This is a genomic window from Senegalimassilia sp. (genome assembly GCF_977052095.1).
This window is the reverse complement of sequence record NZ_CDRSTZ010000011.1, coordinates 39,671-56,640: the sequence shown is the minus strand read 5'-3', so window position 1 is coordinate 56,640 and position 16,970 is coordinate 39,671. Positions and strand designations below refer to the sequence as shown.

The 16,970-nt window shown below is 59.8% G+C and carries 13 protein-coding genes; all 13 read left to right on the top strand.

From position 1 onward, the window contains the following. Positions 1 to 773 (top strand): S1C family serine protease (locus tag ACWI6D_RS03795; RefSeq protein WP_449133709.1); only part of this gene is annotated, 773 nt, incomplete at its 5' end. 558 nt (positions 774 to 1,331) lie between these two features. After that, positions 1,332 to 1,862, top strand: a complete 531-nt coding sequence (locus ACWI6D_RS03790; RefSeq protein WP_302937641.1) for a signal peptidase I — start codon at positions 1,332 to 1,334, stop codon at positions 1,860 to 1,862. An 84-nt stretch (positions 1,863 to 1,946) separates the two neighbouring features. Continuing rightward, on the top strand, positions 1,947 to 2,672 hold the full coding sequence (locus ACWI6D_RS03785) for a SipW-dependent-type signal peptide-containing protein (RefSeq protein ID WP_449133708.1): 726 nt from the start codon (positions 1,947 to 1,949) through the stop codon (positions 2,670 to 2,672). 109 nt (positions 2,673 to 2,781) lie between these two features. Then, the gene (locus ACWI6D_RS03780; RefSeq protein WP_449133707.1) at positions 2,782 to 3,501 is read left to right on the top strand and encodes a hypothetical protein; all 720 of its coding nucleotides are present in this window, start codon (positions 2,782 to 2,784) and stop codon (positions 3,499 to 3,501) included. A gap of 3 nt (positions 3,502 to 3,504) precedes the next feature. Next, positions 3,505 to 9,021 carry a hypothetical protein gene (locus tag ACWI6D_RS03775; protein WP_449133706.1) on the top strand — a complete coding sequence of 1,839 codons (5,517 nt, stop codon included), beginning with the start codon at positions 3,505 to 3,507 and terminating at the stop codon, positions 9,019 to 9,021. Between the two features lies 1 nt (position 9,022). Continuing rightward, entirely contained in the window at positions 9,023 to 9,616 is a 594-nt protein-coding gene (locus ACWI6D_RS03770) for a hypothetical protein (protein ID WP_337368094.1), read from the top strand. Beyond that, complete coding sequence (locus ACWI6D_RS03765) at positions 9,613 to 10,353, top strand: hypothetical protein (protein ID WP_449133705.1); 741 nt, start codon at positions 9,613 to 9,615, stop codon at positions 10,351 to 10,353. The genes ACWI6D_RS03770 and ACWI6D_RS03765 overlap by 4 nt, the downstream gene beginning before the upstream one ends. A gap of 171 nt (positions 10,354 to 10,524) precedes the next feature. Beyond that, positions 10,525 to 11,940, top strand: a complete 1,416-nt coding sequence (locus ACWI6D_RS03760) for an L-cystine transporter (protein WP_449133704.1) — start codon at positions 10,525 to 10,527, stop codon at positions 11,938 to 11,940. Between the two features lie 118 nt (positions 11,941 to 12,058). Next, a complete protein-coding gene (gene pyrH / locus ACWI6D_RS03755) occupies positions 12,059 to 12,775 on the top strand; it encodes a UMP kinase (RefSeq protein ID WP_129423858.1) in 717 nt (238 codons plus the stop codon). Positions 12,776 to 12,838: 63 nt separating this feature from the next. After that, entirely contained in the window at positions 12,839 to 13,381 is a 543-nt protein-coding gene (frr, locus tag ACWI6D_RS03750; RefSeq protein WP_423826684.1) for a ribosome recycling factor, read from the top strand. Between the two features lie 341 nt (positions 13,382 to 13,722). Continuing rightward, complete coding sequence (locus ACWI6D_RS03745; protein WP_449133703.1) at positions 13,723 to 14,505, top strand: isoprenyl transferase; 783 nt, start codon at positions 13,723 to 13,725, stop codon at positions 14,503 to 14,505. Then, positions 14,506 to 15,474, top strand: a complete 969-nt coding sequence (locus ACWI6D_RS03740) for a phosphatidate cytidylyltransferase (protein ID WP_302937656.1) — start codon at positions 14,506 to 14,508, stop codon at positions 15,472 to 15,474. An 81-nt stretch (positions 15,475 to 15,555) separates the two neighbouring features. Next, positions 15,556 to 16,770, top strand: a complete 1,215-nt coding sequence (gene dxr / locus ACWI6D_RS03735; RefSeq protein WP_449133702.1) for a 1-deoxy-D-xylulose-5-phosphate reductoisomerase — start codon at positions 15,556 to 15,558, stop codon at positions 16,768 to 16,770. The last annotated feature ends 200 nt before the right edge of the window (positions 16,771 to 16,970 follow it).

Genomic DNA, 16,970 nt, shown 5'->3' with positions numbered 1-16,970 from the left:
TGTCCATCGGCAGCCCGTTCGGCCTCGAGCAGTCCGTGGCAACCGGCATCGTGTCGGCCACCAGCCGTTCGCAGATCATGAGCAACGCCGAAAGCAGCGGCAGCGATGGCTATGGCTACGGTTACGGTAACTCGTCCAGCCAGTCTGGCGGCTACACCATCTACCCGAACATGATTCAAACCGACGCGGCCATCAACCCGGGCAACTCCGGCGGCGCGCTGGTTGACTCCAACGGCAAGCTCATCGGCATCAACACGCTGATCACGTCGTACTCCGGCAACTACTCCGGCGTCGGCTTCGCCATCCCGGTGAACTACGCCGTCAACATCGCGCAGCAGATCATCGAAGGCAAAACGCCCACGCACGCGCAGCTTGGCGTGTCGCTTTCAACGGTGAACTCGCAAAACGCGAAGCGCTACGGCCTGAAGGCTGACAGCGGTGCGTACATTGCCGCGGTCAGCGCGGGCTCCGGTGCGGCCGATGCGGGCCTTGAGGAAGGTGACATCGTCACGAAGTTCGACGGCAACACGGTTGATTCCGCCAGCGACCTGATGCTTGACGTGCGCTCGAAGAACCCCGGCGACACGGTGACGCTTGAGGTGAACCGCAACGGCGAAACGAAGCAGCTGCAGGTGACGCTTGGTTCCGACGAGTCCTCGCAGGCTGCGCCCACCACGCAGAACTCCAGCAAGAACGGCTCTAGCTCGGGTTCGAACGAGCTGTTGAACCGTCTGTTCAACAACGGTTCGTCTAGCCAAGGCAACGCTGCCTAAGCTGTAACGGGGCCACGTGCCCTGGGGCTGCCCGGTATCCGGGCGGCCCCGCGCAGGCCGCGCCATGCGCGCAGTCTTCGCGGGGCCAACCACCCCCGTTCCTTTCTCTCCCTTTCCCTTTTTTCGAAGAAGGCGGCCACTTCCCGGGCCGCCTTCTTCATGTTTGGGGCCAGTTCTTTTGCATGTATGCAGAATAATTCCCATTCGATGACCAGCGATGCTTTGAATGCGGAAACACTGATCGAATAGGCAAATGAACAGGAACTTCTTTCGCTGCGGCTTGATGGGCGTGCCGCATTTTTGCTTCTTGCGCAACAACAAGAAATGTTTCGAACAAACAAATATATCTACAAACTAGGATTTATTGTTGACTTTTAGGTACGGGGGGGGGTACGGTGAAAACCGTGAGGACATAAATCCGAACAGGATTCAAGTAACTCTACTCCAATTTTACTGTGAAGCCATTTTTTTATTCACAAGCGGAGACGGCAAAAGGCTTCCGCGAAATTTCTTAGAGCTGGCTGCGGCTGACCCTGGAAGAAAGGAAGGGGCGCCGACATGCTGAAACGTTGTATCAGCAGTCTGGCGCGGGCGTTAGGGGGATTGCTTGCAGCTGCGCTTGTCGCACTCGTCGTTGTCTCGCTGGTTCCGCGCCTCTTTGGATATACACCGTATGCGGTGCTGTCCGGATCCATGGAGCCGGAATACCCTGTTGGCTCGCTGATTTTCGTCCATTCGGTTGATGCGGAAACGCTTCAACCCGGTGATACCGCTACGTTTCACCGCTCCGATGGCGCGGTGGTAACGCACCAGGTTTACGAAGTGGACGCTGATGCCAAGTTGATCGGCACGCAAGGGATTGCGAACGTCAACGCTGATGGAACTATTGCTCATGACGCTGAGAAAACGCCGTTTTCGCAGGTCATTGGATCTCCTGTTTTTTGCATTCCCTATTTGGGCTACGTCAATGCGTACTGCACGACGCCGCCCGGTTTATGCGTGGTCGTTGCCGTAGCGGTCCTGTTGCTGGCTGCATCGGCTTTGCTTGGCAAGGGCGGCGAAGGGGATGCCCGTAAAAGCGCGCGCTGAGAAGGAGCGCGCGTTAAGCGGGTAAGGGTTGCGCTGACGACGGGCACGCGTCGGCAACGCGAAAGCAATCGAAAGGAATCCATGATGGAAAAGGCGAAGATTTCAAAGAAACGCACCGCAATTGTAGCAGCGGTGCTGTGCCTGGCGCTTGCAGCTGGCCTGGGCACGTACGCGTGGTTGACCGCGCAAAGCAGCTTGACGAACACCTTTACGGTGGGCAGCATCAACAACCCGGATCACAAGCCCGATTCGACAAATCCTGACCAGCCGGGCGGTGGTGATTGGGACGTTACCGGCAATTTGATCGAGACGAAGTGGATTGATAACTCCAAACTGACTCCTGGTGCAAGCATCGCCAAGAACCCGAACGTTGGCCTTGGCAAGGGCAGCGACAACTCCTACGTGTTCGTTTACGTTAAGAACGCGCTGGTCACAGCAGGTACGGACCCTGCAAATACGCCGTACTTCACCATCAGCAATGGCTGGACTGCTGTTGAGGGTCAGGTGCAGACGAATGGTACCACCGGTCAGTATATGAGCGGTCTGTTTATGTACACGAAGTCGTCGGCTACCCCCTCTACGGTCCCTGGCTTGCTTACCGCTAGCGAAACGACCGATGTGTTCACCGGCGAGCTGTTTAGCAACGTCGTTGTTCCTGGCTCGTTGACGAAGGACATGGTCAATGGCGCAAATCCGACCATGACGGTTTCCTGCTACATCTTTGGTGGCGATCAAGCTAACGGCGGTACTGACGCAGCCGTAAACGCTCTCGCTCAGGCAAAGGTTTGGGCCGCAAAGCAGGCCGCCTAAGTAGCCAAAACCACCAACAACTCAGCGTTCGAGCCCGAGCGGTCGTGCTAGCCGTCCGGGCTCTGGACGTTGGGCCTTTCGAATTCAACCCCCCGACGGGAGCATCACCATGGGGAACACTTCGCATTTGCGCGAGCAATCCGGCTTCGCTGCGCATTCGACGCGTACGGCCGCGGTCTCGCTTGCATCCAACAATCAGAAACGCATCTTCAATCTGGCCGCATTGGTGGCGCTGGCTTTGGCGGCGCTGCTGGCGGTATTCGGTACCGCCGCATTCACGGTTGGCACGGCTCCGGCCGACAACGTCATCACCTTCGGCAGCGTGAAGATGCGCGTCTGCGAGTTTACGCTCAACGACAGCGGCAGCGAAGTCCCGTTCGATGCGTCCGCTTCGGGCGATTATCCGGCAACAAAGGTTTCTTCGGGGGCAATCAGCCGTATCGTTCGCGTCCAAAACGCCGGCAGCGAGCCCATGTACGTGCGAGCTCGCTTGGCTATGCGCTCTGTTTCGCCTGATGGGAAAACCGCCGATGCCGGAAACGTCGTTCGCCTGAACCTGAACGATTCCGCCGATGCGCCATGGGTGGATGGCGGCGATGGCTGGTACTACTACCGCGGAACGGCGGCAAACCGCGGCGTTGTGAATGCTGGCGAGTACACGGAAAACCTCTTGAACTCAGTGAACTTCGTGGGCAATTACCAAGCGGCTGCGCAAGGCGGAAGCTTCCAGCTGGTCGTTGATGCCCAAGCGGTGCAAGCCAAAAACCAACAAGAAGACGGGACGCCCCTCGACGTGCTTGACGTTGCGGGATGGCCGGAAGCGAGGTAGGCCGTGGAAAAGGGAACAAGCAAGATTGTGCAGCTTGGCATCGCGGCCGTGTTCGCTTTGCTGCTGGCTTTGGTTGCTTGCTGCGCGCTGAAGCCGGCGCAACAAGCATATGCTGACGAGACGGCCGACTCGGGTACGCAGCCCGAAGCTGTGGAAGAGAAGCACATCACCAGCGCGAATGACTTCCTTGCGCTGGTTGCCTTGTCGCGGGAGCGCGACACGTCTAACTGGGTCGTGTACTTGGACAACGACATCACGCTGGGCGACAGCGATATGCAGATGATCGTGAAGGACACGGTGAAGCACCTGTCGCTTGGCAACTCCGAGCACCCGTTTGCAGGCACGTTCGACGGGCAAAACCACACCGTGACGGGCTTGAAGTACGCGAACAACGCGTTTGACCCCGAGCGCGATACGGGCTTCTTCGCCGAAACGAAGGGCGCTACCATTAAGAACTTCCTGGTGAAAGACGCGGATGTGTGGGCCGATTTCCGCGGCGGCATCATCGTGGGCAAAGCGGTTGACACCCATATCGAAAACGTTATGGTCATGGAAAGTACCCTGCATGTGACCTGCGCAAACAATGCATTGAACCTCATCACGAATGCCGGTTTCGAAGGCGGCCTTATTGCCGGCGAACTGTCCGGCTGCACGCTGTATAACTGCGAAGTGCGCGGCGGCCGCGCCGTGAACAGCACAACATCGGGCGTTCAAGCGCTTGGCGGCGAAGGTCTGTACATGGCGGCGCTTGCCGGGTACGTGGACAATTCGACCATCGAGTACAGCCGCGTTACGCCAACGCGCAACGAGGACGGATCGGTGGCGCAGTGCACCGACGTTACCAATAAATACGATGTTGTCGTTGGCGCTTTGGGCGGCAACAACGTGTATGCTTCTGGCTTCGTGGGCCGCATGGGCGGCGGCGCGAAGGTGATCGATTGCTTCTCTACTGCTTCGTGCTATAGCTACTCGGCGTCGTATGTGGGCGTGGTTGCCGTAACGCTGGCGTGGTCGGGCGGCTTGGCAGGTCGCATCGACAAGGCGGACGGCAACGTGATAGAGCGCAGCCACTTTGCTGGCGATCTGAGCTCGCGGCAGTACAACCCTGTTGCCGTTATCCCCATCATCCAAAACGACGTGAACCTTGGTGGCATTGCCGGCCGTGCAAGCGTGGGCGACGCCACCATTACCGACTGCTATTTCAAGCCGAGTGTTAGCTTGAACGGATCAAGCCAGGGCACGGCGGCGAACAAGAAAATCTATGCGTTGGCGAATGACAAAACCGCATCCGGGGCGTCGTTTGGCCCGTGGGACGATGACCGCTACGTTTCTCGCGAGCTGTGGGAAAGCCATGCGTATGACTTTTCAGGCGGAATTGCGCGCTCTACGGACAACGATGCCTACGTTGGCGCAGGTCACGGCAATGCGTGGGCTATGGATTACAAGCTTGGCATTCCCGTGCACGGCGCAAGCGTGAGGGCGACGCTTGATTTCCCGGGTGCGGGCACGGTGGATATCAAGGCTACGAAGCTGGGCGTTGACCAGGCTACGGCCGATCCGTACAACTTTGCAGTGTCGGCGATTCTTGCGGGCACGGCGCAGGGCCTTGCCATGGGCGACACGTCGGTGACATTCGGGCAAGGCACCACGCAGCCCTCTGGTTTAAGCGCAGACAACGGCGGCTACCGCTTCGTGGGCTGGTTCCGCGAGCCCGGTGTTATGGTGACGTCGATTGACGAGGATAACGCCTGGTTCAACGGCAAAACCGACAGCGACGCCATTGAGGCGGGCAAGCAGGTGGAAGCAAATACCGCGCACGATGCAACGTCGACGTATACCGCGGATAACGCTGAAGGCAACAATGGCTTTGCGGGCGATGATCTGTTTATTGCCTCGTATCAGGCTCAGGTGCTGTTCCGTGATGCCAACGGAGTGGTACTTACGGCGGAAACGGGCGTTGAGAACACCGACACCAGCAACGACTGGTATCGGTATGCAACTGGCATCACGCCGGCAATTCCCCAGGTGAAGCCGGCGTCTGAAAGTGCAACATTCATTGGCTGGACAACGAAGGCGAATACCGAAACCGGTTCGAACGGCGGTTACGTGGGCATTTCGTCGACGGATTTGGCGGCTTTGAAGAACGACGGCGCATTCTATCCCGCAGGGCAGACGATCGTAGTGACAAAACCTGCTGATTTCTACCCGGTGTATTCCGATTACGCGTCCAACGTCATCACGGTGTGCGAAGGCAACGAGCAGGATAGCTTGGACGACGCCTCGCAGCGCATTGGTGTTGCCAGAACGAAGGTTGTTTCCGCGTCGACCACTGCATCTACCGAATACACCGTACAGGTGCTGGATGCATCGGGCAAGGCGCTGTCCGAAGACGGCGCGCTGCCCGACGGATATCGCTTCCTGGGTTGGTACGAAACGAAGCAGGTGAACGGGCAAGACGTTGAGGTGCGCGTAAGCAGGGATTCCAGCTACACGTTGCCCGCAGGCGTTGACCTTACGGTGCCGCACACGTACACGGCGCGTTTCGAGTATCGCGTAGACTATTACGGCACCACCACGCGCCTTCAGGATTGCGAGCTCAACAACCCCTTCGTGAAGAAGAACGCTGACGGCACGTTCTCGGCTATTTCGTATGCATCGAATTGGCAGCAGTACAAGTCGGCGTTTGTCGAGCGCAAGGATGCGCCGCTTGATTCGCAGGACGCGTTCGACAGCTGGCACGAGGGCCCGGGCACGGTTGACCGCGGTAAAACGTGTTCGGCTCCAGAGGTGACGTCATCGAAACTGGTCACCGAGCCGTTTACCGTGCACGCGCACGTGGTGGGCGACAACACGACCTATGACATTGCCATTACCGACGATTTCCCGGGTGCGGCGTCGCTCTCCAATACAAGCAGCCCGGGACTTACTAGCTTCGCGGTTGCCGCTAGTGTGAACAGTGGCTATAAATTCCTGTTCTGGGATTGGGAACGTAGCGATATGGGGACCGACAGTACGGATGTAAGTACCGACAACCCTTGGACGACTGGTATTCACCACTCGAATCGTACTTATCTCTATACAGCGCATCTGGTGGCTCAAGTGAACTTCTATTGGAAGAGCGGTGACGTTGTAAATCGACCCATCAACGGAAGGCGCTACCAAGAGAAGCTTCTCGGCGGCGAAGACCATGTGTATACGTATCCTTTTAGCGGGAAGAGCATCGCGAATTGGCAGCATTCGGGCAATCCACAACCTTCAAACGACGAGATGGCTCAGAAGGCTCCCGGCTATAAATTCCTAGGCTGGATAACCACCGCCGAGGTCGAGAAGGACTCTGACGTTTGGAACTACATCTACGACGTGAACGGCGATTCGTTCACCACAAGCGACCCGGCAAAAGCCGCGCCATACCTGGTGACGGACGACTACGTGTGCACGCAACCTCAGGATGTGTATCCGGTGTACGCGAAGTACAACGTGAACTACGACACGAACCTGCATCGCGCCGGTTTTACGGGCACCGATACGGTGAATGCCCCGAACTGGCAGATTACCCCGACCCTCACGGAAACTGATGGTGTTTCGACGGCGTCCGTTGAGCCCGACATCGCCACGACCGTCTACAAGAACGGCACCGAGAAATATGTGCTTGAGAAGGTTGAACTGGAGTGCCCCGACGGCGCAATCCGGCACCTTTACGGTTCGGGCGACGATGGCAACACGTATGCGGCAACCATTGAGGCGGGCGGCTCGTACGCATTTGTTGCCTACTACGCGCCCTTAGCTGTGGTGTATCACCTGAACGCAACCGACATCGACGGCAAGGTGGCGCAACGCGGCGACACGCTGGGCAGTCTTGACGGCGGCATTCCCAAGCCAACGTTCAATGTGGGCGATATTGATGCGGCTGATGGCAACGCGTTCCATGCGTTTGTGGGATGGACGGCGGACAAGCCTGACGGCAATGCCAAGTACGTGATTTGGTCGCAGGCAACGGATATGGTGGACGAGTCAACGGTGGTGAATGCTCCCATGGAGCTGTTCCCGGTGTATCGAGCCACCACGGTGGTTGTGAACTCGAATATCGATTCGGTGCTTGATGACCCATCAAGCGTGCGCGGGCTGACGCGCACGGCGTCGGGCGATCAGGTGTCGCTGCAGGTGAAGGCCGCCGCCGAAGTTCAAGGCAACAACAGCAAAACGTACGACTTCGTTGGATGGTCGCGCGACTACAACGCCGAAGATGGATCGTATACGCTGATGACCAGCGAAAAGGACTATGTGCTCGAAGGATCGGAACCCTTTGCGACGGGCGTGACGTATACGGCGGTGTACAAAGAAACGCCATGGAAGGTGCGCTATCACGGCGCGGACGGCGACGTGCTTTATGAGGCCTCGGTTGACGAGGGCAGCGCCCGTGCGGCAGCGGGATTCGTGCACCAGGTTGAGGTGCCCGTCGTGGACGAAAACGGCAAGCCCGTGTACGACGCCGACGGCAATCAGGAGACTACGGTTAAGAGCGTGGCTTACGACTCGGATGCTTACGTTGACGTGGCGCAAGAACTTGCGGCGCGTGCCGCCGACCACGGCGGAGACTGCAAGGAAATGTTCCTTGAGTGGCACTGGCTTAAGGCTGACGGCACGGTGGAAACGTGGGATCAGTTCAAAAACCAGCCCATCACGGGCGACATGGACCTGTATCCCATGACGTTTTACGTGGTTGCTCACGACACTTCGAACAGCGCTGTTATGGATGCCAAGAACAACGTGACCAGTCAACTTAAGTGGCAGCTTGACCCGAACGCGTCAGGCGAGGTGACGGACGTTTCGGACGGTGCTCCTATTAAGGCATGCTTTGCGGATGCGTTCGACGGGACGCAGCTGACCATCTCGGTTGTTCGCGTGCGCTACGAGCGCGATACGGCGGGTAACCTTGTTGCAAACCAGGAGAAGGTGGACGGCAAGAACGTATCGCTGTACAGCGCGGGTTCGGGTGCTGGCTCGTTCGCGCTTGAGGACAAGCTGGGCACGAAAATCACCGGTGTCGACGATCAGGGTTCTGGCAATGCCGTGTTCGATTTTCCCGCAACGCATACGGTGACCCTGGTGAAGCAGGTGACGGATTCCTCAGCGGCCGGCATGACGTTTAGGTTCAAGGTGACGAAAGAGGCCACGGACTCTCAGCCTGCCCAAATGCGCGACGTGTCCGTGATGGTAAGCGCAACCCCGTCGGCGTATGTTGGCGGCGTGGCGGTGTACTCGGGGGCGGCGAAGATTTCCGTTCCGTCGGGCACGTATACCGTTGTCGAGGACGATGCGTGGGCATGGCGCTATAGCAGCTCGTTGTCGGTTGCGGATTCGGCCCCTGCGTCAAGCGTGACTATGCGGGTGTCGGCGGCAACAAGCGAAAACGATGCAACGGTGACGTGCGTGAACACGCGCACGCACCTGAAGTGGCTTGATGGGGACGCACGTGCAAAGAACGTGTGGTCAGACGGCGTGGTAGGGAAGGCGGAATAGCATGCGCTTTCGGAAAAGAACGGCTGTCGTCGCGCTCGCATGCTTGCTGTGCCTGGCGTGCGTTGGCGGCGCGCTTGCTTGGCTTTCGGCAACGGGCGTGCTGGTGAACCAGTTCGGAATAGGAACGATCTCGCCAGCGGTTGACGAGAAGCTCGATGGCGCGGTGAAAAGCGATGTGCGGGCCAAAAACGATGGTACCGCCCCTGCATTTCTTCGCGCGCAGGTTGATATGTATTGGCAAGATGACGCAGGCGTGCAACTTTGGGAGGAGCCTGAGGAAGGGACCGATTACAGCATAGCGTGGGGGTCCGACGTTTCAGCGGGCGGCTCCACTTCGGCTGAAGGCGCCTGGGTAAAGGGCGCCGATGGCTTTTGGTATTGGACTGCTTCGGTGGCCCCGCTTGGCGAAAGCGGCCAGCTTATTAAGACTGTCAGCGAAAACGGAACGCACGACGGAAGGCACCTGGTCGTTGATGTTGAGGTGCAGGGCATTCAATCGTCGCCCGAACAAGCGGTTTCGGACGCTTGGGGCTGCACGGTGAGCAACGGACTTCTTGTGCCTCCGTCCGGTCAGGCGAAGGGGGAGCGGCAATGAACGGCTTCGCTTTGCGGCTGAAAGGCCGCCGCCCGCTGCTTTTTGCAGCGTTGTTGACTGCTTGCGCGCTGCTGTGCCTTGCGCTGTTTGCGGGGCGCGCGTTCGCGGATGCAGAAACGCCGACGATTGCCTATGATGGCGCTGCCAGGCAGCTGACGGTGCAAGGCGCCCAGGGATCTGCTACGGCAACGGATTTGTTCCCTGCGTTCAAGAACTTGATGCCTGGCGATAAGCGTCAGCAAGATGTTGCTGTGCGTGTGAGTGGCGTTGATTCCGAGGTCAGCGTGTACGCGAAGGCCGTTGTTGATGACGAAACTGCGCAAGCGCTGGTGCCCGTTACCCTTTCTGCCTCCGTTTCTGGCGATGGCGGTGAAATGACGCTCGATGAAGGCTCTGCTGGAAGCGTGTTCTCTGATAGCGTTTGCATTGCGAAGTTCACAGCTGACGGTCAGGCGACGCTGCATTTGCAATTGCAGGTGCCGGTTTCGGTTTCGAATGAGCTGGCAAGCGCGAACGAGCAGGTTCGCTGGGAGATCACGGCAGAAGACGATTCCGGAACCATCGAGCCCACCACGCCTGCTCCTTCAGGTGGCGTTTCTGCAGGGGCGGGGCTAGCAAGCCATTTGACGCAAACGGGCGATAACCTTGCGGCGGTTGTTGCGCTGCTTGTCGGAATAGCCGCAGCGGCTGTGGCGCTATCTGCCTTCGCTGTTTTCTGCATTCGGCGAAAACGATGATGCATTCTCTTGAATAAAAGTAAGCAATCCTATTGAACTACTAGGCGAAGTAGGCGCATAATATTCGGCACGCAAAACAAGGGGCGTGGCGATGTACGCACGGGCGGCGGCTGAAAGAGCCGCCGCCCGTTTGTTCGCCGGCGCGCCCTGCAACCAAAGGAGACGAGAATCATGTCTTTTGACGTAGTGGGACCGGTGCTTGGTGTGCTGGTCATCTTCGCCGCGCTGCTTGCAGTGCTGTGGTACCTGAACCGCAAAGCGAAGAAAAGCTTCACGTTCCGCGTGTTCACCGCGCTTGGCCTGGGCATTGTTCTGGGCGCGGGCATTCAGCTGGCACTTGGCCGCGGCAGCGACGCCGCAACGGTGGCGCTCGACTGGATGTCGTTGGTGGGCACCGGCTACATCGATTTGCTGCGCATGCTGGTTATGCCGCTGGTGTTCGTGGCCATCGTCGGTGCGTTCACGCGCACGAAGGCCGTTGACAACCTGGGCAAAATCGGCGGCTCGGTGCTGGCCGTGCTGCTGATCACCGTGGCCATTGCCGCGCTGTTCGGCTGGGCCACCATCGCGCTGTCGGGCCTGGCCGGCGCCGACTTCACGCAGGGCTCGGTTGACGCCACGAAGCTTGACGCGCTGCAGACGCGCCAGGGCAAGGTTGCCGACACCACCATTCCGCAGACCATCCTGTCCATGATTCCCGTCAACGTGTTCGCCGACCTGGCCGGCACGCGTTCCACGTCCACCATCGCCGTGGTCATCTTCTCGGCCATCGTGGGCCTGGCGTATCTGAAGCTGCGCGACCGCGACTCCGAGCAGGCGCAGTTCTTCAACAACCTCATCGACAGCCTGTATGGCATTGTCATGTGCATCGTGAAGATGGTGGTGGGCCTGACCCCGTACGGCGTGCTGGCGCTTATTGCCAACGTCATGGCCACCAGCGACTACGCCGCCATCCTTGACCTGGGAAAATTCATCATCTTCAGCTACGTGGCCATCATCGCCATGTTCCTGGTGCACCTGCTTATCCTGGCCGGCAACCGCGTCAGCCCCGTCGTGTACCTGAAGAAGGCGTTCCCCGTGCTATCGTTCGCGTTCGTGTCCCGCACCAGCGCCGGCGCCCTGCCCATGAACATCGAGACGCAGTCCAAGGCGCTTGGCGTTGACCCGGCAACGGCGAACTTCGCGGCCAGCTTCGGCATGTCCATCGGCCAGAACGGCTGCGCGGGCATTTACCCGGCCATGATGGCAACGCTCATCGCACCGACCGTGGGCATCAACGTGTTCGATCCCACGTGGGTCATCGGGCTGATTGCCGTCATCGTCATCAGCTCGTTCGGCGTGGCCGGTGTTGGCGGCGGCGCCACGTTCGCCAGTCTAATCGTGCTGGGCACCATGGGCCTGCCCATCGAGATCGTGGGCCTGATGGCGTCCGTTGAACCGCTTATCGACATGGGCCGTACCGCCTTGAACGTCAGCGACTCCATGGTTGCCGGCGTCACGTCGTCGAACTTCACGGGCGGGCTTGACCGCGACAGGTACAACAACCCCGAGGCAACGGTCAGCGCCGATTTCACTGAAACCGCTTAAGCGCTCTTTGTCCTTTGCGTGAATCGCCAAGAAACGGCCGCCATCATAGGCGGCCGTTTTCATTTTCAGGTAAGATAGGCAAGCTAAGCGAATCCAAGTTAACCGGGAGGTTTTACCTATGGCCGAGGAATACCGATATAAGCGCGTGCTGTTGAAGCTGTCCGGCGAGGCATTGGCAGGTGACCTCGGTTATGGCATCGACCCGAAGGTGGTCGATTCGCTGGCTGACGAAATCGCCGACGTGGTGCACGACGGCGTGCAGCTGGCCATCGTCGTGGGCGGCGGCAACATCTTCCGCGGCGTGTCCGGCGCCACCGAGGGCATGGACCGCGCGCAGGCCGACTACATCGGCATGCTGGCCACGGTCATGAACGCCCTGGCGCTGCAGGACGCCTTCGAGCGCCACGGTATTTTCAGCCGCGTGCAAAGCGCCATCAATATGCAGGAAGTGTCCGAGCCCTACATCCGCCGTCGTGCCATCCGCCACATGGAGAAGGGCCGTGTGGTCATCCTGGCCGCCGGCACTGGCAACCCGTACTTCACCACCGACACCACTGCGGCGCTGCGCGCGTGCGAGCTGGACGTCGACGTGCTGATGAAGGCCACGAAGGTTGACGGCGTGTACGACGCCGACCCGGTGAAGAACCCCGACGCCAAGCGCTACGACCGCATCAGCTACATGGAGGTGCTGTCGCAGGGTCTCAACGTCATGGATTCCACGGCTACCAGCCTGTGCATGGACAACAACGTGCCCATGATCGTGTTCGACCTGACCGTTGAAGGTAACATTTCCCGCGCGCTTAAGGGCGAAAACGTGGGAACCACGGTAGAATAGGCATATGCGCGCCCGCTTGGGGGCGGGCGTTTAAGGAAAGGAACCACAATGATCGACGAGATCATGCTGGAAACCGAGGAGAAGATGCAGCGCGCCCTGGGCGGCCTGCACAACGCGTTCGGCACCGTGCGCACGGGCCGCGCGAACGCCATGATCCTCGACCGCATCAAAGTTGACTACTACGGCGTGCCCACTCCCATCAACCAGATGGCCGGCGTGAAAACGCCCGACGCGCATCTGCTGGTCATCGAGCCTTGGGACAAGGGCGTTCTGGGTGCCATCGAGCACGCCATCCTGGAAAGCGACCTGGGTGTCACGCCGAACAACGATGGCTCGGTCATCCGTCTGCCGTTCCCGGCGCTGACGGAGGATCGTCGTCGTGAACTGGTGAAACAGTGCAAGGAATACGCCGAGGAAGCGCGCGTGGCCGTGCGCAACGCTCGCCGTGACGGCAACAGCCACGTGGCGAAGTGCGTCAAGGAAGACAACCTTCCCGAAGACGAGCAGCGCCGCGCCGAGGCTGAGATCCAGAAGCTCACGGACAAGTACGTTGCCGAAGTGGATGCTGCCTTCAAAAAGAAGGAAGCAGAAGTAATGGAGATCTAGGTGGTTTCGCCGGCCTGCCGGCCGGCGAATTTACTCGACGCTGCGGGGCGCTCTCGCACCCCGCCTTCGTCCTCAGCTTCACGGGCATGGCCAGAAGGCCTATGCCCGCTTGCTTCGAACGAATTCGGGGCACGAGAGCGCCCCTCGCTGACTCTTCGCTGCCTATGGCGTTTTCGATTCGTTCGTGGGATTTTCGGTGCTTGCTGGGGTTGGAGGGGTTTGGCTCCTGCGTTTGCGTCGAAGGTTTCCGTTTCATTTTGCAAGGCTTTCTTGCTGCTTTTTTGTTTGCCAACCTGCGGGGGTCCTGCAGGTTGGCTTTCCGGTATATATGAGGTTCGCTTATGAATAAGCCGCTTGATTACATTTTCCCGAATCCGCCCGAGGGGCTTGACCTGGGGGCGCTTGATCTGGACAACATCCCGCAGCACGTGGCCGTCATCATGGACGGAAACGGGCGTTGGGCGAAAAAGCGCGCCATGAACCGCCTGAAGGGTCACAAGGCCGGTATCGAAGCGGTTCGCGAAACCATTCGCTGCGCTTTTGACCTGGGCGTTCGCTACCTTACCATCTACTCGTTCTCCACGGAGAACTGGAAGCGCCCGCAGGACGAGGTTGTGGGGCTTATGGACCTGTTCGCCAAAACCATGCTGGCCGAGGTCGATGGGCTGCACGAGGAAAACGTGCGTGTGCGAACCATCGGCGACCTGTCGGCGCTGCCGGCCGAAACGCGCGAGGCGTTCGAGGAAGCGTGGCAGAAGACGCGCAACAACACTGGCATGACGCTGGTGGTGGCCGTGAACTACGGCTCGCGCCAGGAAATCCTCAATGCGGCCGAGGCGTGCGTGCGCCGTGCGTTGGCGCGTGCCGCGGAAGGCGAGGACCCTACGGTTGCCTTGACCGAGGCCGATTTTGCGCGCGGCCTGTACACGGCCGACATTCCCGATCCCGAGGTGGTCATCCGCACGTCGGGCGAGCTGCGTTTGTCGAACTTTTTGCTGTGGCAGGTGGCGTATTCCGAGTTTGTGATCACCGATACGCTGTGGCCTGATTTCGACCGCTATGAGTTTTTGCGCTGCCTGCTTGCCTACCAGGGCCGCGACCGTCGCTTCGGGGCGGTGAAATAGGTGGTGCAGCGCCAGGCGGACAACCGGGATGCGCGCTCGCAGGAGCAAGCGGCAGGCCAGGCGCAGGCCGCCGACGAGCGTTCACGCGGCGAGCGTTTGAAAGACTATGCGTACGCTAAAACGCCGCAAAAGTTCAAAAACGCATCTGACCTGCAGGTTCGCTTCCGCACGGGTTTCGTGTACGTTACGGTTTCCGTGCTGTGCATCCTTATCAACGACTGGACCACGCTGGCGCTTTTGTGCGCCACGGCGGCATTGTGCGCGGGCGAGTTCTACTACATGCTGCGCGCCGATGCAAAGCTTCCCAACGAGATGCTCGGCATCATCGCTGCGGCGCTGTATCCCATAAGCGTGTACTTTTTAGGCCTGCAAGGCGCGTTGCTGGTAAGCCTGGCGCTGCTTTTGGCGCTTCTTGTGTGGTACGTGTTCTGGATGCGCGCCCGCATTCCCGATGTGGGCGTCAGCTTTTTCGGCGCGGCGTACTGCGGCATGCTGCTGTCTAGCTTGGTACTGGTGCGTCAAGCGCTGCCGCACCCTTGGGGCGGCGTGCTGGTGCTCGGCATCTTCTTGAGCGTGTGGGCGAACGACTCGTTCGCGTATTTGGTGGGCAGCAAGTTCGGCAAGCACAAGCTGGCGCCCCGCGTTTCACCGAAAAAAAGCTGGGAAGGCTTTTTCGCCGGCTTGGCCGGGTCGGCCCTGTTCTGGTGCTTGTTCACGCTCATTCCGGGCGTGAACCTGTCCATTCCCATGGCGCTTGTGTTCGGCGTGGTCAGCGGCCTGTGCGGCGTGCTGGGCGATTTGGCGGAAAGCCGCATCAAGCGCAACGTCGGGTTCAAGGACTCGGGTACGTTGTTGCCGGGCCACGGCGGCTTGCTCGACCGCTGCGATAGCTTGTTTTTGGTGGCGGTGGCTTCGGCGATTTTGCTGGTAGCGGGTAACTGCATCCCGTTCACCTGGCATTTCATGTAGGTGTTCAGGCGTTCGGGCTGGCGTTGCGCTGCAGCGCTGGCCCGAACCTTTTTCGTTTCGGGCTTACAAACGGAGGCTGTTATGAGGCGCATAGTTGTTTTAGGGTCCACAGGTTCTATCGGCACGCAAACGGTGGATGTGGTTCGCCAGCATCCCGACGAACTGGAAATCGTCGGCCTGGCGGTGAACACGCGTGTTGCCGACATGCTGGAACAGGCGCGCGCCCACAACGTGCACAACCTTGCCGTGGGCGATGAACGCTTGGCTGCCGACGCCGTGGCGGCCGATGTGCGCGAGCAGGCGGGCAGCCAGGGCATATGGGGCTTCGGCATGGACGCCGTGGTCAACCTGGTGCGCCTGCCCGAGGTCGACGTGGTGGTAAACGCGTTGGTGGGCGCAGCGGGCCTGCGCGCAAGCTACGAGACGCTGGCTGCGGGCAAGGTGCTGGCGCTGGCGAACAAGGAAAGCCTGGTGGTGGGCGGCGACTTGATCATGCCGCTGGCGGCGCAGGTAGATGCGCAGCGCCGGCAGGCGGGTGTGGCCCCGAAGGTGGGTCCGGCAGGCGCGCTTATGCCCATCGACTCCGAGCACGGCGCCATCTATCAGTGTCTGTTGGGCGAATCCGAGCGCGAGGTGTCGCGCTTGTGGGTAACGGCTTCGGGTGGCCCGTTCCGCGGCAGGAAGCGCACGGATCTGGAGGGCATCACACCTGCTCAGGCGCTGAAACATCCCACGTGGAACATGGGCGCGAAAATCTCGATTGACTCGTCTACGCTTATGAACAAGGGACTGGAAGTCATCGAGGCGCATCATCTGTTCAACATGCCCTACGACAAGATCAGCGTGGTGGTGCAGCCGCAAAGCGCCATCCATTCCATGGTGGAGTTCACGGACGGCAGCGTGAAGGCGCATCTGGGCACCACCGACATGCGCATTCCCATCCAGTTCGCGCTCAGCTACCCTGCGCGCTGGGCTGCGCCGGTCGAGCCGCTTGATTTCACGAAGCTGGGCAGCCTTGAGTTCGCGCCGGCCGACACGGACACGTTCCGCTGCCTGGCGCTTGCTCGCCACGCGGGTACGGTTGGCGGCACGCTGCCGTGCGTCATGAACGCGGCGAACGAAGTGGCCGTGGCGGCATTTTTGGCCGAGCAGGGCAGCTATCTGGGCATCGCCGAATGCGTGGAGGCGGTTATGGACGCGCACGAACGCGAAGGCGTGCAGCGCGTCGAAAGCCTCGAACAGCTGCAAGAGCTGGACGCCTGGGCGCGCGAAACCGCTCGCAAATCGGTGCGTTAACTGGGCATCTTGAGATAAAGAGGCGCGCCAGACTTGCTTTCGCGTGCCGTGTCGTCGGTACGCCTGTTGTGGGTGGGTTGGACGTTGCGGGGACTGGTTTTTGCCGTGCATGTACCGGTTGTGGTGGTTTTCGGAGGCCTAATAAGAAACTGTGGGATAAAAACCCAGGTCGCTGGCTTTTCAAATTGCCTTAGGCGTGG